Source organism: Peribacillus frigoritolerans (genome assembly GCF_040250305.1).
Lineage (GTDB): Bacteria > Bacillota > Bacilli > Bacillales > DSM-1321 > Peribacillus.
In genome coordinates this window covers 4,734,975-4,756,997 of record NZ_CP158190.1, presented here as the reverse complement: position 1 = coordinate 4,756,997, position 22,023 = coordinate 4,734,975, and the positions used below count along the sequence as shown (strand labels likewise).

The 22,023-nt window shown below is 37.2% G+C and carries 19 protein-coding genes and 1 tRNA gene; 11 read left to right on the top strand and 9 right to left on the bottom strand.

The window, feature by feature from the left end; all coding sequences use genetic code 11:
• Positions 1–189: 189 nt before the first annotated feature.
• Positions 190–945 carry a helix-turn-helix domain-containing protein gene (locus ABOA58_RS23405; RefSeq protein ID WP_350300243.1) on the top strand — a complete coding sequence of 252 codons (756 nt, stop codon included), beginning with the start codon at positions 190–192 and terminating at the stop codon, positions 943–945.
• 531 nt (positions 946–1,476) lie between these two features.
• Here ABOA58_RS23405 and ABOA58_RS23400 read toward each other — a convergent pair.
• Entirely contained in the window at positions 1,477–2,250 is a 774-nt protein-coding gene (locus ABOA58_RS23400) for an adenylate/guanylate cyclase domain-containing protein (RefSeq protein WP_350300242.1), read from the bottom strand.
• A 43-nt stretch (positions 2,251–2,293) separates the two neighbouring features.
• Positions 2,294–3,787 carry an adenylate/guanylate cyclase domain-containing protein gene (locus tag ABOA58_RS23395; RefSeq protein WP_350300241.1) on the bottom strand — a complete coding sequence of 498 codons (1,494 nt, stop codon included), beginning with the start codon at positions 3,785–3,787 and terminating at the stop codon, positions 2,294–2,296.
• A 164-nt stretch (positions 3,788–3,951) separates the two neighbouring features.
• Here ABOA58_RS23395 and ABOA58_RS23390 point away from each other — a divergent pair, with 164 nt between their 5' ends.
• From ABOA58_RS23390 to ABOA58_RS23360, 7 genes are all read left to right on the top strand, one after another.
• A complete protein-coding gene (locus ABOA58_RS23390; protein WP_350300240.1) occupies positions 3,952–4,608 on the top strand; it encodes a Pycsar system effector family protein in 657 nt (218 codons plus the stop codon).
• A gap of 839 nt (positions 4,609–5,447) precedes the next feature.
• Positions 5,448–6,050 (top strand): recombinase family protein, encoded by a 603-nt coding sequence (locus ABOA58_RS23385; RefSeq protein ID WP_350300239.1) that lies wholly within the window; start codon positions 5,448–5,450, stop codon positions 6,048–6,050.
• Positions 6,051–6,328: 278 nt separating this feature from the next.
• Positions 6,329–9,550, top strand: a complete 3,222-nt coding sequence (gene hsdR / locus ABOA58_RS23380; protein ID WP_350300238.1) for a type I restriction-modification system endonuclease — start codon at positions 6,329–6,331, stop codon at positions 9,548–9,550.
• A 12-nt stretch (positions 9,551–9,562) separates the two neighbouring features.
• Entirely contained in the window at positions 9,563–9,814 is a 252-nt protein-coding gene (locus ABOA58_RS23375) for a hypothetical protein (RefSeq protein WP_350300237.1), read from the top strand.
• 100 nt (positions 9,815–9,914) lie between these two features.
• On the top strand, positions 9,915–11,348 hold the full coding sequence (locus ABOA58_RS23370; RefSeq protein WP_350300236.1) for an N-6 DNA methylase: 1,434 nt from the start codon (positions 9,915–9,917) through the stop codon (positions 11,346–11,348).
• The gene (locus ABOA58_RS23365; RefSeq protein WP_350300235.1) at positions 11,348–12,703 is read left to right on the top strand and encodes a restriction endonuclease subunit S; all 1,356 of its coding nucleotides are present in this window, start codon (positions 11,348–11,350) and stop codon (positions 12,701–12,703) included. Before ABOA58_RS23370 ends, ABOA58_RS23365 begins: the two co-directional genes overlap by 1 nt.
• A gap of 536 nt (positions 12,704–13,239) precedes the next feature.
• Positions 13,240–13,320, top strand: a tRNA-Leu gene (locus ABOA58_RS23360).
• 649 nt (positions 13,321–13,969) lie between these two features.
• Here ABOA58_RS23360 and ABOA58_RS23355 read toward each other — a convergent pair.
• Positions 13,970–14,302 (bottom strand): hypothetical protein, encoded by a 333-nt coding sequence (locus ABOA58_RS23355; protein ID WP_350300234.1) that lies wholly within the window; start codon positions 14,300–14,302, stop codon positions 13,970–13,972.
• A gap of 552 nt (positions 14,303–14,854) precedes the next feature.
• On the opposite strand from ABOA58_RS23355, the gene ABOA58_RS23350 reads away from it, so the two are divergent.
• Positions 14,855–15,148: a hypothetical protein gene (locus ABOA58_RS23350; protein ID WP_350300233.1), complete on the top strand. Its 294-nt coding sequence runs from the start codon at positions 14,855–14,857 to the stop codon at positions 15,146–15,148.
• A 60-nt stretch (positions 15,149–15,208) separates the two neighbouring features.
• On the opposite strand, the gene ABOA58_RS23345 is transcribed toward ABOA58_RS23350, so the two are convergent.
• The gene (locus ABOA58_RS23345) at positions 15,209–15,478 is read right to left on the bottom strand and encodes a hypothetical protein (protein ID WP_336865297.1); all 270 of its coding nucleotides are present in this window, start codon (positions 15,476–15,478) and stop codon (positions 15,209–15,211) included.
• Between the two features lie 76 nt (positions 15,479–15,554).
• On the opposite strand from ABOA58_RS23345, the gene ABOA58_RS23340 reads away from it, so the two are divergent.
• Positions 15,555–17,915: an Ig-like domain-containing protein gene (locus tag ABOA58_RS23340; RefSeq protein ID WP_350300232.1), complete on the top strand. Its 2,361-nt coding sequence runs from the start codon at positions 15,555–15,557 to the stop codon at positions 17,913–17,915.
• 294 nt (positions 17,916–18,209) lie between these two features.
• Here the strand turns inward: ABOA58_RS23340 and ABOA58_RS23335 are convergent, their stop codons facing one another.
• Together ABOA58_RS23335 and ABOA58_RS23330 are read right to left on the bottom strand one after the other, a co-directional pair.
• Positions 18,210–18,500 carry a hypothetical protein gene (locus ABOA58_RS23335; RefSeq protein ID WP_350300231.1) on the bottom strand — a complete coding sequence of 97 codons (291 nt, stop codon included), beginning with the start codon at positions 18,498–18,500 and terminating at the stop codon, positions 18,210–18,212.
• A 276-nt stretch (positions 18,501–18,776) separates the two neighbouring features.
• A complete protein-coding gene (locus ABOA58_RS23330) occupies positions 18,777–18,983 on the bottom strand; it encodes a hypothetical protein (protein WP_350300230.1) in 207 nt (68 codons plus the stop codon).
• 373 nt (positions 18,984–19,356) lie between these two features.
• Here ABOA58_RS23330 and glsA point away from each other — a divergent pair, with 373 nt between their 5' ends.
• Positions 19,357–20,298: a glutaminase A gene (gene glsA / locus ABOA58_RS23325; protein WP_350302957.1), complete on the top strand. Its 942-nt coding sequence runs from the start codon at positions 19,357–19,359 to the stop codon at positions 20,296–20,298.
• A gap of 277 nt (positions 20,299–20,575) precedes the next feature.
• On the opposite strand, the gene ABOA58_RS23320 is transcribed toward glsA, so the two are convergent.
• The 3 genes from ABOA58_RS23320 to ABOA58_RS23310 form a co-directional block, all read right to left on the bottom strand.
• Positions 20,576–20,770 carry a hypothetical protein gene (locus tag ABOA58_RS23320; protein ID WP_350300229.1) on the bottom strand — a complete coding sequence of 65 codons (195 nt, stop codon included), beginning with the start codon at positions 20,768–20,770 and terminating at the stop codon, positions 20,576–20,578.
• Positions 20,757–21,278, bottom strand: a complete 522-nt coding sequence (locus ABOA58_RS23315; RefSeq protein WP_350302956.1) for a tyrosine-type recombinase/integrase — start codon at positions 21,276–21,278, stop codon at positions 20,757–20,759. Before ABOA58_RS23315 ends, ABOA58_RS23320 begins: the two co-directional genes overlap by 14 nt.
• Positions 21,279–21,566: 288 nt before the next feature.
• Positions 21,567–21,884 carry an ArsR/SmtB family transcription factor gene (locus tag ABOA58_RS23310; protein ID WP_350300228.1) on the bottom strand — a complete coding sequence of 106 codons (318 nt, stop codon included), beginning with the start codon at positions 21,882–21,884 and terminating at the stop codon, positions 21,567–21,569.
• Positions 21,885–22,023: the final 139 nt, after the last annotated feature.

Here is a 22,023-nt window from a genome sequence, read left to right as displayed (position 1 = left end):
AGAAAATAAAGAAGAGACAAATAAGAGCGCAATTAGTCGCTTCGCTTCCTTCCTTGCACCCTTTAACTTGAATCACTTTGCTTCTATTCTCTCAATTTCAAAAATGAAAGGAGTGGTGGATACATGACCCTCAGCAAGTCATGGTTAGCCTAGTGCTATCATTTTGCTGAAAGAAAAGGATAATTTATTGTGTCAGACCTACCAAAATCAATAATCCAAGAAAAAACAGAATCATTCATCATGTTTCCCAAAATCCTATTGCATGAGCATGATTACGAAGGCAGAGACCTAGATATATGCCATTTAGCAATCATTAAGTCATTAGCTAATAACTTTACTAAAACAGCTATAACTAGCATCAATGATTTGATGACTGTAATGGGCATTAATCCCAAGAATAAAGAAGCTAGTCAGAAGGCAAGAGAGAGCATCATCCGACTACAAGCTATGTATTACATCACCGTTTATGCAGACAGACCTAAAACAAAAACAGTAACAGACTTGAAGCCTGCACAAACCTATTTCATCAAACCCACTAAAGAGAACGAAGATTACTTTGTAAAAGTGTTCGAAACTGATATTGAAATAATAGTAACTATGCAATCGAAACATAAGTCAAAGCTATTCATAATTTACATGGCTATCGTATCCCACTTATATTACTATCATGATGCGAGTATGGAGCATAAGTCTGTGTGGGCTACAATTGAAACACTAGCTGAAATTACAGGACTAGACAGACGGACAGTAATGAAATACATCAAACTATTGCACGAAGCTGAAGTTTTGTTTTGTATCACAACAAAGGTTCATGCGAAGAAGAATAAAAACTTCTATGGCAGATACAAGCATAAGGAAATGATTACAAGGGAGGCTATGCAAGGAACAGAAACATTACAGAATTGTAAGTTCGAAGATATTAAGCCAGTTGTGGGAGGGGTATAAGTATCACTCTGAGGAGAGTTTCTTTTTTGAGGCTCTCTTTTTTGTATATTGGAGCGGATGATTGAACATGAGGTCGTAATCATCGTTCGATACACATACTAATAAAACCCGTCTTTTATATTGTCTGTAACAGAAAGATATTTAACGTTCCTAGCACTCAGAATTCGGAGTGATAACTCAAGAGTTATCAGCTTGACAACGATAATATAGTTAAGCAATTTTGTTAAGACGGGTAGTACAAAGTGTGTTACTGATGTTGAAAATTAACTGAAATTGCCTACATAATAATTGAAATAGGCTCCATCAAACAGCAAGAATGATGGAAGCCTGAAATTCACTTGTACTTTTTTATGAAGTCTATAAGTGCTTGAGTTAAAATATCTTGAAAACGAAACTGTGGGAATTTCTCTTCTTATACAATTAATCCTTCCGTCTGAATATTCACCATTTGCAATGAGTAGCTAATTATTGACTATAGTCAATATATACCCCAAAAAAGAAGCTCACACACGTGAACTTCGTTCTATCTTACTATTCGTTTTCAGATGCCCAATCAGCAAATTCTACTCGGTGAAAGTTACCGGTGTAGACTGACCCGTGTTTTGAATGATTACGTAGGGTAAGGAAATCTTGGTAGGTCTGCTGTTTGTCAGCGTTGGCAATGTAGCTACCCGCATTTAAAAAAACTGCTTCCGTGACGCAAATCGGATAATCAAAGTCTTTATGAGCCAATCCACACATTTTCGATGCTCGGTTTACCACATCTCCCATGTATATCAAATCGTTAATGGCACTTCCGCTGAATCCGGCTTTGATAACCAAAGCTCTTCCGAGGGCTATACCGATTCCTGCTTTTAACTCTTGGAAGCCATCCCATTTTTTCTTGAACTTCACGTTCAAGACTTGCATCATGCCATTGCACATGGAAGCGGCTTGGAGGGCTTCGATGACTGCTGATTGACTAGTTTCTTCTTTTCCTGCGAACATCGCAGAGACACAATCACCTACGATGTTGATTTCCTTACACGTTTGGAAACTGTTGACGATGGCAACAATCTCACTGATATACGCTCGGTAGATGCGTGCTAGGGTCTTCGATTGTCTTCCTTGCGTCTTGATTAAGTCCGTAGAACCTCTCAAGTCGATAAATAAGGAAGCACATTGCACATATTTACCGCTCTTATACGTCAAATCATCCTTTTTAGGAATGTCATCTGCTTCTTCGTAAGTGGCGGAGCTTGTTAAGATATCGTCGATTCGGCTCAAGCTATTGTCAAAATTAAACTTCTGGTAATTACCTCGCATGGTTGGATGATTCCTCTCTCTCTATATCTATCTATCTATCTATCTATTCTATTAAAAAACCAGGGTGATGCACGATTTCATGTTCCATTCCTAACTCCTTGAGGACACTTCGAATTTGAAGAATTTTCTTCGTGTCCGGCTTCTTATTTTCGATGTAATAGAGAGCAGCCTTCAAATACTCACGCTCTTTTCCCACTTTTTTGATAATCGGCACCGAGTTCGACGTTGCTGGGATATAAGCCGAAGGCAAATCTTGCGTCAACTGTCCCACAAGAATTTGAAAAGCTAACTCGGACTCATCCTTCTCATGCAAATACGTCACGATTTGCCATACGTAGACATCGTCATCGACAGTTCCCGCTTTCTTGCCAATTTCCGCTCCTAGATTTTGAACTTCTTTTAGTTCAACCAGAAAATCCGGAAGTTTCATATGGTCGGTTCGCTCTCTGAGAGCTTTCACCCGAACATCATAGACGACCTCTTTTTTCTTGTAAGCAATGATATTTTCGATTTCCTGTTCTTTCCTTTTTAATTCTTCTTCTTTTTTCTTCACGGCTTCTTCCCGGTGACTGAGTTCTTTTAGCTTTTGCTCGGCTTGTCTTTCTTTGGCGGACACTGTCACTTCCCGGAGAACGACCTGTTCAAAATGGCTTAATAACCCGCCGACTTTTGATTCCACACCCTGAACAATGTCTGTAATGATTTGAGCCGTATCAATGCCTTCCGATTCCGTGGAGCCCTCAGATGAAGAAGCTGTTGCCCGTTTCTCTGCAGTTTCCTCCCCAAGCTCTTCTACTAGCTCTTTCATGTAAAACTCATGGATACCATACCCTTCAAAGAGACTGTCGCCTTTTACCCGGTATCCTTTTTTCCAAATGGGGTTGCCTTCCGAATCCGTTTTGAATTGTTGAGGCAGTTTGTCATAAAAGCGTTTGGTCACGAAGATTTCGTTGGCTTCTGCTAAATCGGTGTGCTTGCTCGCAACATTAGCGGTCTTCCCTGCCCATACCAAATCCCGGGAATCTTCTCCTTGATGTTTCATCCCAATCGAAGTGGTTAAGACTCGTCCGGTATCCAGTCCTATTCCACAACCAATTTCTTTGTTGCTGACATTTTTTCGGCACAAGGGATTGAAGAGATATTCAACCACGGTTAAGATGGCTTGTGCGGCAATCATGGCTTTATGGACAGAGCTTTCTTCGGCATCATCGACAAAAACACCCATCACTCGGTCACCGGCGATTTGACGAACTCGACCACCGCTTTCATACACGCACATAGACATGGCTCTGGCAAAGGCTCGGTAGATTTTCGCCATATTCTTCGCTTGGGATTTGTCCGATAGTTTCGTAGAGCTTCTGATGTCCACGAACAGGATGGTACAATTCGTAATAATCAGCCCACGGTTCTTATCCGGCAAATCCTGTGTAGAAGGAACGACATCTCCAGTAAAATCATTGACTTCCATATCGGTTGTAAAGATGCGTTCAATCCGTGTTTCGATTTCATTGAATTTCGCCTTGCTGACACTCGGCATGTTCTGACACCACTTTCTATGAACGAATATTCTTATTATAAGACCTGGGAGCCAATATCGCTAAGGAAAACATGTATTTTCCACATTTGTTTTCTCTTGTATTCCTGGTCAGAAAGGCTTATAAAGGAAGTAGCCCAAATAAGCGTTATAAGGAGGAATGACTGATGCCAGACAGCACTAATAATTCACAACCACAACCCGCTCCAGGTGCTGAAGATTCTCAGAACGCCCAGCCGACACACGTATTAAGTCATGCGGAACAAAAAGAGGAGTCATTAAAGACGCTTGAACGCATAAATTTCTGGATTTCGAATTGTGATACCAAGATTTCCTTTTCGTTAGCGTTTGCCGGCATTTTATTAGGCGGGTTCTTCTCCAGTAGCATCATTACTGGCTCGCTCACGAAATTGATAGATAAACTCATCAAAATCAATGATATAGAGAATCACTGGGAAATGCGGCACATCGAGTTCACGACCCTTGTACTCATCATTTTTGTCATCTTAATGATTGTGAGCATAACCTATCTATTCCGGGGTATTAAGGGTTCAATTGACCCCACAGTCTACCAGCAGTCCCAGCTGACGACGAATTCCAATCTGTTTTTTGGAAGCATACAGAGCAAGTCCTTCGGCGATTTCAAAGATGCGATTGAAGCACAAACGCCGGTAGAGATTCAGAACGATTATTTATCCCAAATCTACATCAATTCGAAGATTTGCCAACAGAAATTCAATCTCTACAACCAAGGGGTTACCTACCTAATCTTTTCGACGGTTACGTTCATCATCTTGAACACACTGTTCTTATTCATTCGATAAGATTCCTTAATTCTTCTAAAGGTTTTGAAGGCTACCTCAGTCCCGTTCAGATAAATAGGGGTTAACAAAAAAACACACCTTTTTACGGGTGTGTTTTGCTTTATTTCAAGGGTGGGTCTTCCAAGCTCCACCTAGTCCGGCGAGGAGATGCCCAATACTTCTCTTTAAGAGCAGGGATATCCCAACGACCACGATTGGAATTATATTGGTAAGCAAATGTCTGAAAAGATAAACTTTATCTTAAGAAACGATGGGAGTACATATTTAGAGGATGTTTCTATAGTACTAAGAATTCCATCTGAATCAGTAATGGTGATGAACACGATACACGATGAACCGAAGTCAGGGTATAGCTATTTATCTACTGCCGCTCTCACAAGTACTTCAAATATGTATTATCCAGATGTTAAAGAAGACGAAGGGATATAAATTGTTCGGGAAGATATTGGCGCTTTGAAACATCAACAATTTACAGAAGTATTTGATGAGCATCTAAGAGTATTCTTTGGGAAGGAAAGTATAAATAGGAGTTTTGTATGGTCTTACACTATCTATGCAAAAAACCTTCCTAATCCAATTAACGGTGAGTTAACAGTAGAAGTTGTTTAGAAGGACAGCAACTTTATAATTGTTTAAATCAGAGGGCAGATGAAGTGGCTCTCTTTTTTTGGTTTCAAAAGGTACACTTTCTGCAACACATTTTGTGAAACGGTGGAATAAGGGTTCGTAACGTCTCATATGGTATCAAGTCCAATTATGAAACGTATCATAATTATTATTGATATTTTGATACACATCCAATAAAATGACATTATCAAATAACAAAGGCGGAATTAACCATGGACAACAAAGAATTCGGATATGTACGAGTAAGCAGTAAAGACCAAAATGAAGCACGACAAATGAATAGCATGTATGCTCTTGGAATTAATGAACGTGATATTCATATTGATAAGCAAAGTGGTAAAGACTTCAATAGACCTCAATACCAAGCTTTGAAAATGCGTTTACGTAAAGGAGATACATTATACATTCATTCATTAGATAGGATAGGTCGTAACAAAGAGATGATTCTAAACGAGTGGAATGATATCACACAGAACATTAAAGCACATATTGTTGTAATTGATATGCCATTACTGGATACACGGAAATACAATGATTCTATTGGTTCTTTTGTAGCTGACTTGGTATTACAGGTATTATCATGGGTTGCTGAGGAAGAAAGAATTAAGATTAAGGCTCGTCAAGCTGAAGGCATAGCTTCAGCAAAGGCACAGGGGAAACACCTGGGCAGACCTAAAACATCTATTACATCTGAATTTGAACAGGCTTATAAACAATGGAGAGCAGGAGATATCACTGCAGTTGAAGCAATGAAAAAATCAAATTTAACTAAGGCTACATTCTATCGCAAGGTTAAGGAATATGAAGCTGACTAAGGGGACTCTTAAGGGGTCTCTTTTCATTTGTAATTGATATAGGTAGGGGGTATATTTCCACATATTCACTGGGGTCTTAGGCAGGAAACGGGATAGGCAGGCTTATCCACACGTTATGATTTTTCCAAACCTCATTCAATTAATGAAATATTGATTTTATTAAATGAAGGTATAAAAAAAATATGAAGTGATAATCAAAATAAGCTTACATAGTGTGTTTATTATTTCCAATATAGTACAATTGAAGAAACATACTACATTGAAGAGCGGTGAAATTATTGAAGAGTAACTTTGCTTTTTTTGAAGGCAAATGGGAAGTGCTAGGGAAATTAGGGGAAAGTGCTGAGCGTAATGTGTATCAAGACCCTCATACATCGATTATGAAACTTCGATTGTTTGGTGAAACAATTGCGAAGGCTGTATTAGCTTCTGATAATATTCGGGAAGCTTACAATACAACACAAGTAGACCGCATAAATACTATGAGAAGAGAAGGACTTGCAGAGCCAGAAATAATAGATATTTTTGATATATTACGTCGTAAAGGGAACACCGCTTCACATGATGCAAACTATGGAAAAACAGAAGGAGCTAAAAGCTTATTAGAACTTGCATATCAGCTATCCATTTGGTTTGTGGAAGTATATGTTGATTGGAACTTTTCCGCTCCTAAATATATAGAACTGTTGCATCAAGTTGATACAACTAAAGAGAAACTTCAACAAAAAATTGAACAACTTGAAAATGAAATTGAAGCTAAAGAGAAGCAACTTGTTAAACAATTAGATGTAATAACAGATGATACGATTTCAAAAGATGTACGTGTAAAGCGTAGAGAAAAATCCCAGCTTCATGTTAAGAAACATCGTCTTTCAGAAGCACAAACACGCATTATTATTGATGAAAAATTACGCTCTGTTGGTTGGATTGTTGATACAGAAAAACTCAGCTTCAAAAAGAACAAAACAATGCCAGAGAAGAATAAAAATATGGCAATTGCTGAATGGAAAGTTGGAAGTAAATATGCTGATTATGCTCTATTTATTGGATTGCAATTAGTGGGCATTGTAGAAGCAAAAGCGAAGCACAGAGATATTCCAGCAGCTCTTGAAAGCCAAACGAAAACGTATTCACGTTTAATAGAAGAAAAGGAAGGTATCACATTGCTTCCAGCAAATGGCGAATATAAAGCACCATTCTTATACGCGTCAAATGGACGACCATACTTAAAACAATTACAAGACCAATCAGGTATTTGGTTCTGGGATTCACGTACACCTCACAAACATGCACATGCATTAGAAGGATGGCACTCACCAGAGGACTTACGCTTACTTTTAGATGTAGATGATACAGAAGCAAATGAAAAACTCGCGATAGAAGATATTACAAAGTTTGGTTTACGTTACTATCAACAAACTGCCGTATTAGCTGCTGAAGCTGCATTAATCGAAGGACAACGTAAAATGCTACTTGCGATGGCAACAGGTACAGGGAAAACACGTACAGCGATTGCACTTATGTATCGACTTATTAAAGCGAAAAAATGTCGACGCATTTTATTTTTAGTTGACCGTAATTCACTTGGACAGCAAGCAATTGACTCGCTAAAGGATACGAAATTTGAAGGTTTATCATTTGCTAGTATTTATGATGTAAAGTCGCTTGAAGAAATGACACCAGATGTTGAAACAAAGGTACAGATTGCGACAGTACAAGGAATGGTCAAACGCTTATTTTATAATGATGGGGAAAAGTTGCCTTCTGTAGGACAATATGATTTTATCATTGTCGATGAAGCACATAGAGGTTATACAAGTGACCGCGAAATGTCAGATGATGAGCTGTTATTCCAAAATCAAAATGACTATGTGAGCCAATATCGTCGTGTCATTGACTATTTTGATGCAGCAGTTCTAGGACTAACAGCTACACCAGCACTTCATACAACGGATATTTTCGGTATGCCGATTTATAAATATTCTTATACAGAAGCGGTATTGGATGGTTATTTAGTAGACCATGAGCCGCCATATTTATTTGAATCAGAGTTAGCTAAAAGTGGGATTTCATTTAAAAAAGGCGAGGAAGTTGAAGTGTATGACCCTGAGCAAGGCGAAGTGATTCTCGAACGCTTAGAAGATGAGTTGAAATTCAATGTCGAGCACTTTAATAGACAAGTCATTACTGAACAATTTAATCGTGCAGTCTTAAATAGATTAACCGACTATATTGACCCAGAAAGTCGAGAAAAAACGCTTATCTTCGCTGCAACGAATCAACATGCGGATTTAGTAGTACGTATACTAAAAGAAGCATTTGCGAATCGCGGTGATGTAGTATCAGACGATGGGATTGTAAAAATTACAGGTTCTATTTATAATCCAAATGAAATGATTAAGCGCTTTAAAAATGAGCGTTTACCAAATATCGTTGTAACAGTTGATTTGCTCACTACAGGAATAGATGTGCCTGCCATTACAAACTTGGTTTTTTTACGTCGTATAAAGTCACGTATTTTATATGACCAAATGCTAGGTCGTGCAACACGTTTATGTCCTGACATCGGAAAAACACATTTCCGAGTTTATGATGCAGTTGGTATTTACAATCAACTACAAAAATATACAGATATGAAGCCTGTTGTGAAGCAGCAACATTTCACGATTACTGATTTACATGAATCATTTACGCAAGCAGAGACAGAAGATGAAGCAGAGCATTTCCGTAATCAGCTCGTTGCGAAAATTCAGCGCAAGAAGCAAAAAATAGATGATGCGGGGCAACGTCGCTTTGAAGAATTATCAAACGGTGTATCACTTGATGAATGGGCGCAAGAAATTCAACACTATCGACCAGAACAAGCTCAAACAAATAGTATTTTGTTTGAATATGTCGCATCATATCAGACACCTAAAGAGCTTCAAATTATTTCAAAGCATGAAGATGAGGTAAAGGATGTAACCCGTGGATATGGAGAAGGAAACGAAAAGCCAGCAGACTATTTAGACGGTTTTGTCCAATATATTCGAGATAACATGAATGTAATCCCAGCACTTCAATTAATATGCACAAGACCAAAAGACTTAACACGTAAAGATTTACGAGAGCTTGTAACTCATTTAGATACAAAAGGTTTCAAACAATCACATTTACAATCTGCTTGGAAGCAAGCGAAGAATGAAGAAATTGCTGCGGATATTATTAGTTTTATTCGTCAAGCTGCATTAGGGGAAGCTTTGGTTGACCATGAAACACGCGTGAAAAACGCGATGCAAAAAGTTTATGCATTACACGATTGGACACTAAGACAACGTAAATGGCTAGAGCGTATTGAAAAGCAGTTGCTACAAGTGCCTGTTTTAGCACCCACACCAGTAGAAGCATTTTCAGAAGAGCCTTTTAAAAGTAGCGGTGGTTATAACGTGCTAAAACGTGAATTTGGTGACGAGATTGATAAGATTGTATATGCGATTAATGATAACTTGTATGTAAGTTAATGAGGTGAGAAGATGATTGAAGAAGTATGGCAACGTATTGTTGAAAATGAAGGGAATATATTTAAGCAAATTCGAGGAAAACAGTTTGTGTATACAGTTGTAGGAACATCGATTAAATTAACGACAACGAATCAACTCGTAGCAAAATCTGAATTTGAAAAAGCTGTACCTTACTTGCCGTTAAGTAATACAGTACCAATTCAACATTTGCGAGCACCTTCTTACATTTATGCTATTTTGACAGATAAACGAATAATTGATTAATCAAAAAGGGAGTCTATTTCTGTGGATTCCCTTTTACTATCGAGAACGTAACGAAACTCAGGTATAATAACATAGATGAACAGACATTAGGAGGAGCATAATGAATAACGCAGAGATTGTTTCGAAGCTTTGGAATTTAGCGACAGTATTAAGAGATGACGGTATTACATATCATGAGTATGTGACTGAATTAACATATCTACTTTTCTTGAAAATGATGCAAGAACAAGAAACCGAATCCATTATTCCAGAAGGGAAGCGTTGGAGCGACCTAGTTAGTAAAGAAGGAATCGAATTAAATCGATTTTATCGTCAACTACTACTTGATTTAGGTAGTGAAGATATTGAAAATGAAAGATTGCGTATGATATATAATGGTGCTTCTACTAGTATTGATGAGCCAAAAAATCTTGAAAAGATTATTAAATCAATTGATGATTTAGATTGGTACAATGCCAAAGAAGAAGGATTAGGAAATCTTTATGAGGGATTACTCGAGAAAAATGCCAGTGAGAAAAAATCAGGAGCAGGACAATACTTTACTCCGCGTGTATTAATTGATGTAATGGTTCAACTAATTGACCCAAAAGTAGGCGAGCGTTGTAATGACCCAGCAGCAGGGACATTAGGCTTTATGATTGCAGCTGACCATTATTTAAAGGAAAAAACAGATAATTATTTTGACCTTTCACCAGAAGAAGCGGAATTCCAGAAGAAAGAAGCCTTTACGGGGATGGAGCTTGTTAAAGATACACATCGTTTAGCATTAATGAATGCATTGCTGCATGATATGGAAGGACGTTTAGAGCAAGGTGATACGTTATCAACAAATGGAAAATGGATGAAAAACTTCAATGTTGTTTTAACAAATCCGCCATTTGGTACGAAAAAAGGTGGCGAACGTGCAACACGTGACGATTTAACATTTGAAACATCAAATAAACAATTAAACTTCTTACAGCTTATTTACAACTCTCTTTTAACAGACGGTACAGGGCGCGCAGCAGTGGTAGTACCAGATAACGTCTTATTTGAAGGCGGAATTGGCGCGCAAATTCGTCGAGATTTAATGAATAAATGTAATTTACACACAATACTACGCTTACCAACAGGAATCTTCTATGCACAAGGTGTTAAAACAAATGTCTTGTTTTTTACAAGAGAAAAGACAGACCAGGGAAATACAAAAGGTGTTTGGGTATATGACCTCAGAACAAATATGTCTTCATTTGGTAAACGGAATCAGTTAACAATGGCTCATTTCGAAAACTTCATGAAAGCCTATGTTGCGGAAGACCGCTCTAAAGTGGAAGACGAGCGTTGGAACAAGTTCATTAGAGAAGAAATCGCTAAGAAGAATGATAGTCTAGATATTGGACTAATTGCTGACGAATCATTATCTTCATATGATAATTTGCCAGACCCAATAGAATCAGCCGAAGCGGCAATTGTAAAGCTAAAACAAGCGATGGACTTATTAAATGAAGTTGTAGTAGAACTCCATGAGCCAGAAGAAGTTAAGGTGAATAACTAATGGTTAAGCAAAAGAAGACAGTAGAAGAGTTATTTGAAGAAGCGTTAGTTCCAAAGGATGAGCAGCCTTATAAAGTGCCAAAGAATTGGGTATGGACAAACCTAAAGTCTTTGTTTGAAATTAATATGGGGCAATCACCTAAAGGAGAATTTACTACTGATGATTCAAGTTATACACCTCTTATAGGTGGGCCAGCAGATATGGGTAAAGACTTTCCTAAAGTTAGTAGATATACTAAAAAAGCAACAAAATTATCTAGTGAGGATGATTTAATTATCTCCATAAGAGCAACTATTGGGAAAACAAATATTGCAGATGGTCAATATTGTCTTGGACGAGGTGTAGCAGGAATAAAGTCGGGAAAAATTGAAACAAAATTATTGAGGTTTTATATTGAAACTATACAGTCGTATTTGAGTAAGATAAGTACAGGAACTACATTTAAACAAATTTCAAAAAAAAATATAGAAGATATTTCTTTTCCTCTTCCTCCTCTCAGTGAACAAAAACGTATTGTGGAAAAGATAGAACGGCTTTTAAGTAAAATTGATGAAGCGAAGCAATTGATTGAAGAAGCGAAGGACTCGTTTGAACCTCGGCGAAATGCTATTTTAGATAAAGCGTTTCGTGGGGAATTCAATGGACAGGAAATAGACTTGAAAGAATTGGATGGAATGAATTATTTTATTCCATCTAATTGGAATTGGATGAGTCTAGAAGATGTTTGTGAACTTATTTCTGATTGCCCACACTCAACACCAAAATATATTGAAGACGGACAGTATCCAGCAATCAGAACTTCTGATGTGCATTTCGGCAAAATTGATATCTCTAAAGCAAGAAGAGTTTCTGAAAAGGATTATCTAGAACGTACTAGAAATACACAACCACAAAAGGGAGATATCATTTATTGTAGAGAAGGTACCATTGGGAATGCAGGAATAATTGAAGATGAAATAGTATGTTTAGCGCAAAGAGTAGTGCTTTTTAGACCTAATAAAGTAAAAGCATTACCTAAGTACTTTGTTTACTTACTAAATTCACCAATAATGCTTAGACAGGTGTTCTCAAATATATCCCAAACCACATCCCCAAGAATAAATATAAGTACATTAAGAAAATTACGCTTACCTATTGCGCCAATTGAAATTCAACAAAATATAGTTAATATCATTGAAAAAAATTTAGAAATTGAGCAAAGAGCTAATAATCTGTGTAAACTAGAGGGAAATCTGGATGCACTGAGGCAATCAATATTGTCAAAAGCTTTCCAAGGCGAGCTTGGAACAAATAACCCAAGTGAAGAAAGTTCAGTTGAATTACTGAAAGAAGTACTACAAGAACAAGTGCAATAGTTGTAGAAAGACATCCTAATTAGTGGGTGTCTTTTTTATTGTATCAATAGAAAAGTACTTTCCATGTCATTTTCAAAGGAGTAGAAGTAACGTTGATTAATTCCATATGACTTTATCTTTATACGCAAGTTAGACTAACAATATCACCGTGAGATTGTGTATAGGTTTTCTAAAGGAATGTCTGCACAACTAAAACTTATCATTCTTTAATAATACCTATGTATTTCCAGGATTAACTCAATTGATTATACTAAAAACAGTCAGACGGTCTAAGTTCGTAAAGTGACCGTTACACTGAATGGAAGAAAAACAGCAATATATAAGGTAGCTCAGTGGGTAGAGCAACGCCCTTCTAAGGCGTCGGTCGGGAGTTCGAATCTATCCTGCAAGGCTTTCATTAATAAGGTTAATATATAAATACTGATTATTGACATTAGTTTGGAATTTTGATAAATTCATATCAAAGGTATTTAATAATCGTATGGACAATTACATAATTAGCATTGACTAAAACTACTGTAAACATTGACATACATGCCGGTGTGGCGGAATTGGCAGACGCGCACGACTCAAAATCGTGTTCCTCTGGAGTGCCGGTTCGACCCCGGCCACCGGTATCAAAAGAAGTCGAAACATGGTGCTTATATCAGTAATTTAATAGTGAATAAGTACCGCAATTTAAACCGTTTCTCACAGTAGTGGCTAACGGTTTTTTTGTGTTTATTTTTTGAGAAATGGTCTTTACTAAATATCTTCTAATCGTGTGAACTAATCGTGTGCATAGATAGGGGTGATTACTGTAATGGCTAGGCGGAAAAATGGTTTAAGTGAAGCTGAACTTTCTATTGTTCGTCAAAAAAAGCAATCGTACGTCCAATCGTTCAAAGATGCATGAGAACTGTTTGAAAGAGATTGTGATATACGCAATTTGAGACCGTACACCATCAAGTATTATCGTAATGAAATTTCAGTTTTTCTAACTCACTAATCTGAACAGGGTATAGACTTAACTGTACTTAAACCTTCCAGTGTTACTGAAGAACACGTAAAGGAAAACTTCCAGAAAAATTAATTGATTTAAATGACATGATGTTGAATAGATTTATGTTAGACGCATATTTGTCTACTCTAACAAAGGAATTAGACAAGGAGAGAATAAAACTAAACGAAATCATACCTTTAATTTACCCTAACTAATATTTTAAATTAATGCAGAAATATTAGTTAATTGTGACCAACTGCTGGAGATACAGTTGGTCAATAACTTTACATATCATTCAATAAATATTCTTCTAATATTGACCGCATACGTTTACTTGGAATGTAAAGGTTAATAGCTTTACCTTTCCTGATTCTGCTTCTCCATATCCACTGAATCAATTCAGATAATGCATACATATCTTCATTCACCTCTATGCCACGTACACTAAAGAATTTCTTTTCATGCGGATTCATGAAGCGATTCACCACATAAGCAAGCGATTCCTTTTCTTTAAATTCGTTTGTTGCACGTGCATTACAAGCAACAAATCCTTTCGTGTTTCCTTTACTCTTCTGTTGTTTCCATTCTTGATAGACAGATGGAAATGTGTCAGTCAATTCGATTTTCCTTCTACCAAACTTTACTCCATTGCGAATTTGTAACTTCACCTCCTTTGGCGTGTCTTTTTATGTGGACGATCTAACTCCAGACTATGTTGAAATTAATGGTGAGGAACATTTTGATTTTTTTAATTGTACAATAATTAGAATTTAAGTTGCACGTTTTATTGTATACCTTAAATGTTTTTTTGGGGGTTTCTTTTTTGGTGATTGGCGTTTCTAAAAAAAAATCTTGAGATGTGAAATAACTGGTAAAATAGTTTAAATAAATAGGAAGTGGGTAGTTTTGGGATATTTAATTTTGGGCTTTATTATCGTAGTGGTTCTTATAGTTTTGGTTTCTTTATTTGTTGGGTGAAAATTGATACATCCGAATGCGAAACCTGTAAATAGTTATCCTAGTGATTATTTAATGGAATTTGAAGATATAGAATTCAAAAGTAGAAAATGGTCTTGATTTTTGGCTATGGATACTTGGCAAATAGAGTAGAACCTAGGGCTAATGCGTTGGAATTAGTAAAATTTCTAATTGGCGAGGAGGTTAGTTGCTTGCTTTTTGATTTTAGGGCTTGGGTAAATTCAGAGGGTAATATGACCACTTTGGGTTATTATGAAAAAAATGATATGCAAGGTGCTGTTGATTGGGTTAATAGGTTTTCTATGGGTGGTGCTACTGCATTATTAGCAGCAGCGGAGGAAGAGTGTGTGGGAACTGTGATTGCAGACAGTCCATTTAGTGACTTGAGGTCATACTTTTTGAGAGTATGTTTTAATTCACAAAGCTTCCTAAATACCCATTTACGCCAATTATTCTTTGGTTATTACCTTTTATTTCTCGTATAGATATAAATAGTATAAAGCCCATAGAAGCTATTGAAAAAATTTATCCGAGGAAAATACTATTTATACACAGTGATTCTGATAGGACAATTTCCCATAAACATAGTGTTGACTTGTCCAATTAGAAAAAATCATATTTACTTCTTCTGCATAGAGTTTTAAATTATTATGGATTTTAGATGGGTTTGAGGGATCGCTAAAATCTTTTGAAGCATCTGCCGCTTCATTTTTTACTGTACTTGCTGTTTTAGAACGTTCATTAAAAAAGAACGGAGCTTCTTTACTTATCGATTTTTCCACAATTAATTTTTCAGCGACTGGTGATCTTTGCACTATTGTTATTTATTTCTACCATTTGCTTGTAACATAAATTTGTTAAAGAGAGATAAAAATAGAGGAGAAACAACGAATGAAAACGATAACGACCGTTCTGACAGCTGTCATTTTATCGAGTCAATCATTGCCAATTTTTGCAGTGGGTTTAGAATCACCATCTGCTGAGACTAACAAAGAGGAACAGCAAGCTTCACTTTTTGAAACAAATTCAAATTCAGAGACGCCTTTACCGACAAAGGAAGCTAAAAAAGCAAGTTTAGTTGAATCTCCACGTTCTGAAGAAGCTTTGAAGGAAAAGAACGAGGATAAAAAACTTTCATCAGAGGCGACATTCGACGCATCAGCCCGACCATTAAATGGAATGTCAGGAGAATCTGAGTCGGTAATAGAAGCGAATTCAGATAAAGATCAAGTAGACGAAAAAGAAGGGACAACTACCAAAGAACAAGTAGAAGTTCCTATCATTCCTGAAGAAACAACAAAAGAGGAGGAAACTCAAACTCCAAGTGAGGGGATCGAAGAACGAGCGAATATAAAAACAAATATTGAAGAGCGAGATTTTGTTGCAGCCCCTACAATTCCATCTCACGATGAAGAAACTGTAGATATTCCAGATGTATATTTAAAAACAGCTATAGCAAAGGAACTTGGAGTAACTTCTGACACAATTATGACTAAAGACATGCTAAGTAAAATATCAAATTTAAAAATCGTAAATGTTGAAAATTTGAGCGGTTTAGAGCATGCTACTAACCTTGAAAAACTAGATGCTGTATCGGTATCGGCTAAAGATTTATCGCCTATTTCTTCACTAACAAAACTAACAGAATTAAATATGAGCACAGATAGCGTAAACATAGTATCGCTAAGTTCTTTAACTAATCTAACGAAATTGAACTTGTCTGGTTCTTATAGGTTGAGCAATCTCTCTCCGATATCTCATTTAGTAAATTTAGAAGAGTTAGTCTTAGGAAATACGCGATTCAATACAAGTTCAAGTCCTATTGAAGATATAAGTTTTATAAAGAATTTAAAGTTGTTGGAATCTATCTCTATAAATCGAACCAATTTGAACGATATTTCTCACCTTCAAGCTCTAAAAAAATTAACATCCATTTCTTTAGAAAATAATCGAATTCAAGATATCTCAGTACTCAGTGATTTGTCAAATATTGAAACATTAAATCTAGCTGGTAATCAAATCAATGACGTATCATCTATAAACACATTATCTAAATTACACACTGTGAATCTGACTCAAAACTACATAGTGGATAATCCACTCAATATTGAAAAGATGATAGCAGATCAAAATTTTTTATCAGATACAGCTAATCAATACCAGGTGTCTGTTCCTGAATCAATCCGTATTGCACTAGGGACCAGTCTAGACGTTCCCTTGTCATGGACTCACGACGGCTTAACGCTAACCGACCTCTCTAAGACTCACTTTAGGCAAGTTAAACCTGTGGTTACAACCTCTGAATCTGGACTTCAGATTGATTCTGCATCCATCCAAAAGGTGTCATTAACAGGTCAAGAAGCTGGAACATACCAAGTAACCATTGAACCAGTTCCAGGATATATAAAAACGGTATCAGTCGAGGTTGTTGATTTACCTGAACCACCAAACTTACAGCCCCTTTCCATTCTGAATACGTCTATTACAGGTACAACCAAACCTGGATATACCGTTCATGCAATGGTTGAGGGGAAATCGTATACGGGGACAGCAGATTCGCAAGGTCATTTTTCGATACCAGTCCCATCCCTATCTCAAGGTACTAAAGTAGAAGTAAGGGTTGCTGATGCAAGGGGAGTTGAGAGCGATCCTACGCATATTACAGTTGTTGATGGAGTAGCTCCTAAACTGAATGCTGTTACCGAACGTCTTCAAGCTGTTACTGGCTACGTCATCGATGGGCACAAGACCGTCCGCTTACTCGTAAATGGGGTTCCTCAACGAATTGCAACGGTGGAGGAAGACGGGTATTTCACGATTCCAACTCGTTTCATTAAAGTAACGGATACGATAAACCGTCCTATACGGAATGCCGATCAGATTACAGTGGATTATGGACTGCGGACCCCAGAACATTTACAAGCTCATATGAAGGTGGGGTGGACCATTACATCTCCAATAAGGGTTAACACCGTTGAATCAAAGGCGGACTATGTCACTGGTACAGCCGAAAAAGGGACACAAACGTTGCGTCTTGTGGTCAATGGAATCCTTCAACGTGTGATTACACCTAAACAGGCTGGGGCTGGAAAAATTGAAAAAGACGGAACATATCGCATCTATAGTCGTTTTGTTGTCACGAAGTCAGGAGACGTACGCCGTCTTCAAAAGGGAGATGTCGTAACGATCGATGAAGGCGTCCAAATTAATGGACAATACACGTCAAATAAAAATGCGACAATAGTTCAATAATAAGAAGAGATGTATGGCCAAGGGGAATACTCTCCTTGGCCATACATGTGTTCATAAATGAGAAAGATCGGAGACCTATATGCACCCTATTTACAGCAAAGTCGGAATCGTATCCCTATTCATGATATTGTTCTTCTCACTTAATACGACTGCTTATGGAGAAACATGTGAAACGAAAGAAGACATCTATATTCAAATCCTAGATAATATTTTATCAACGTTTGTTATTACGATGAAAATAAAAACGAATGGGTCAAAGAGTATTAACTCTACCATTCGTTCTTTTAAAATAATTTAGATTTCAATATTCATAGCATTTAGGTCCGCTTCCGTATAGCCAGAAGAGGATAGTGCGATTTCAATTTTTTCAGCAGCCTTATAATCAAATAATTTAAATTTAGACATTAATGCGAAAGCATTTTGATTTTCAATTGCCAAGGCAACAGCTTCCACGTCTTGCAGTAATTTCAGGTCTTCAATGTAGAATTGGGCGGTTCTCATCGCTAAATACTCATTCATTGTAGTCGAACTGTAGAAAAGTCTTGTTAAAGTGGCGATTGCGTTAGGAACGAAAATCTTATTCATAATTACCCCTCCACTATTCGTAATATTCTGTTATTTGAGTCACCATTAGTATGAGTCACACTAATAATGTTGTCAATCTTTATCTTTTGAGCATTTTTACTCCTTTGAAAGTAAATCTGTACTCAAATTAAGTAAATAGAAAACAGACACTTTTCCAGAGGCAAAATGATTGCACCGAAGCGCACTAAGTAAGCAAAAGAATGAATGTTGCTGAGTTACGAAACGAAGATCCTTTCTGTGTTCTAACATTTCAAAGGCTTATGAAACAACAGGTCGTTATAAACTGTGAAGAAGGCGAGCTTCCACGTTACGCAGCTCTCCAGATGAAACACTATCAGCCACAATTATTTGTAATGTTCTCGTAGCTGTCATTCGTTTGTCTGGATGCTTGATTTGTAGACGCTGTTGTATCGCTCGGAAAAGTTCATTATTTTCTGGACGGTTGGCGTTATAGATTTCTTGTAAACTCTTCGATTTTCCCATGGCTTTGCCTACTTTCCATCAAGTGTGAAATACATATGAAAGCTTATACGATAATATATATTTCCGCCTAAGCGCTTCTAATTCCTTCTTTTTTAAAATTAAATCTTCTTTAAAGAACAGTGAAGTTGCTACGATTTTTTTACAAGGCGTTGGCTTATCTGTTTTACTGCTTTACCTTTGACGTATATGTTGTTGTTTTTCTTTGTCTTTATGAAAATAATTCAGAACCTGTACATCTAATTTAAAACCAGGAAAATTGCCGATTCCTGATTTTTTAAATAATATCGATGAAATATGGTAATAAATAATAAAACCAATATCTAAGCACACTTCACATGACAAATTTTCTAAGGGGCGGAAAATTGTGAACAATATGGGATGTCAATGCAGTTCCAATGAAGAATTACAGCAACTGGTCGATGAGGCAAAAAAATATACAAATATGGGAACAGTGGCAGACTATATACCGGCTCTTGAAAAGGCGAATCCTGGGGATTTGTCTGTTGCAATTTACTATCCTGACGGAAAAGGATATTGTGCTGGGGATGTAACAGGTAAAATGACCCTGCAAAGCATATCGAAAGTTTTGACACTTGCTCTCGTATTAATGGAAAAGGGAGAGGAATATGTCTTTTCCTATGTAGGAAAAGAACCTACCGGCGACCCTTTTAACTCGATAGCCAAGTTAGAGACAAACAAGCCATCCAAGCCGTTAAACCCGATGATCAATGCAGGAGCATTGACTGTGACCCACATGATTGAGGGTAACAGTGTAAATGAGCGATTTCAGCGTATTTTACATTTTATCCGGGAGTTGACGCAAAATCCTACTATCGGTTTTAATGATGATGTTGCCCGGTCAGAATACAATACAGCAGACTTGAATAGGTCGTTAAGCTATTTTTTAAAGCAGCATAATGTAATAAATGAGGATGTGGAGGATTTAATCGAATTGTATTCGAAGCAGTGTGCCATTGAAATGGACAGTCAGGATTTAGCAAGGATAGGCTGTGTGCTGGCCATGAATGGAAAAGATTTGCTGACGGGAAAGCAAATCATCCCCGGGGACATTGCCCGTATTTGCAAGACATTCATGGTTACCTGCGGCATGTATAACGCATCTGGTGAATTTGCCATTAATGTTGGCATACCGGCTAAAAGCGGTGTGTCAGGGGGAATCATGGGGGCCGTCCCCGGAAAATGTGGGATTGGAATTTATGGTGCAGCGCTGGATGAGAAGGGGAACAGCGTTGCCGGGATAAAAATCTTGGAAATGATGGCGAAAAAGTATTCCTTAAGTATGTTTAATTTGTAAACATTGAAACCATTACCGAGTGAGTCGGATGATATTAATTAATTTTTTTATTCGAAAGTTGTCTGGAATTAAATCGCAAGCATACGGCTTAGGAGAGCCAGAGAAGAGAGGGAATGAAGCTTGAAATAGAGCTTTTTCGTTATGTTATGTTGTGGTGTTACAGGAAGATGAAAAGGGCCTGCATTATAAATGAGGTACAGTTTAAAGCCTTAAAGAAACAAGCATTTACTTTCAAGGAAAAAAAGACCTCTGCTCATAGGGCAAGGTCTTAAGCTGGTTATAACAAGTTGGAGAAAAGAGATACTTTTTTATATAAAGCATTTACCTCTTTATTTCGATGTTCCCCGATTTCATTTCTTAGCTGGCCTTCCATATCGGTCATTAAATCAGCTAATTTCAATGCCTTTTGTCTGTCGGAAATATTGCTGCGAATGATATATTCATATTTTGCATTGTATTCAGCCAGTGACATTTCTTCCGTCCTCCCATAGTGCAAAGTCATTTAAACTGTCCTCTGTTACTTCATCAGCAATCCCAATGTACCTTAGTGTAATTTCAGGATATGAATGGTTAAGGATCATTTGTAACTCAGCAAGGTTCTTACTTCGTTTATAGTGCCAGTACCCGAATGTTTTCCGCATGGTATGGGTACCGACGCCCACGATGTCCACCATGTCCGCTGCTTTATTAAGCTGTCTGTAAGCTTGTATCTTACTTATTGGCTTATCGCCCTTGCGTGAGGGAAATAGCCATTCACCATCAATGGTGGCTATATAGGCTGCCAATTCATTACATACATTGTTAAGCTGTATCAATCTTGGCTTTTTTGTTTTCCCTTCCTTGATGATTACCTCCATCTTGCCTTTAATGTCCTTTATCTTCAGCGATAATAAATCAGTTACACGCAAGCCGGTATTGATGCCTAACAAGAACAATATGTAGTCTCTCTCGCTGCAATGTCTTTTCAATGACCATTTCATATCATCTAATTTTTCCAATGATCTGATTGGTTGAACGTCTATTAAATGTTCTTTTGGCAAATGTGTTCTCCCTTATTTCACACTAATGGAATCAGTATTTTGAATGTATACTTTTAAGAGTAACACTGAAAAAGGATGGAAGTCAATGTGACGGGTACATTGATAGCATGATATACGGTGTTTTGCAGTGGGGAAGATAACCCGGGGATGAATTGTGGGGATGAAAAAACGCGGCCTCTTCTTACATTAGGAAAGGGCCGCGTTTTAGGTAAGGGCATACTTCACTATTTATAGTACATTCCCTATCCAGTCGGAAAACTCTTTTATTACCTTTTCATTTCTTTGGTAAAGTGTCCATACGGCTACTTTTTTGGACTGCAGTAATCCGGCTTTCTCAAGAATTGATAAATTTTCGGAAGTTGTCGATTGGGAATTGCCTGTCTTTAACTGAATATGGTAAACACAAACACTATTGATGAATTCTGGTTCGGTTAGATGGGGCGCCCATCCAAATTCCTTGAAGTTCTTTTCTGGTTCTTTCAGCCAAAGTAGTATATTCAATCGGGTTTTATGTGATATTGCTTTTAATATTTTTAAATCATCCATATTTTATACCTGCCTGCCAACTTATGATTTTAAAACCTCATCATTCAATATTATTTAATGGGTTATATACAATCAGTTTAAATACAAAAGGAAATATGTCAACTGCCTATTCTTTTTAGGGAATGGTGGTCTCCTGCCG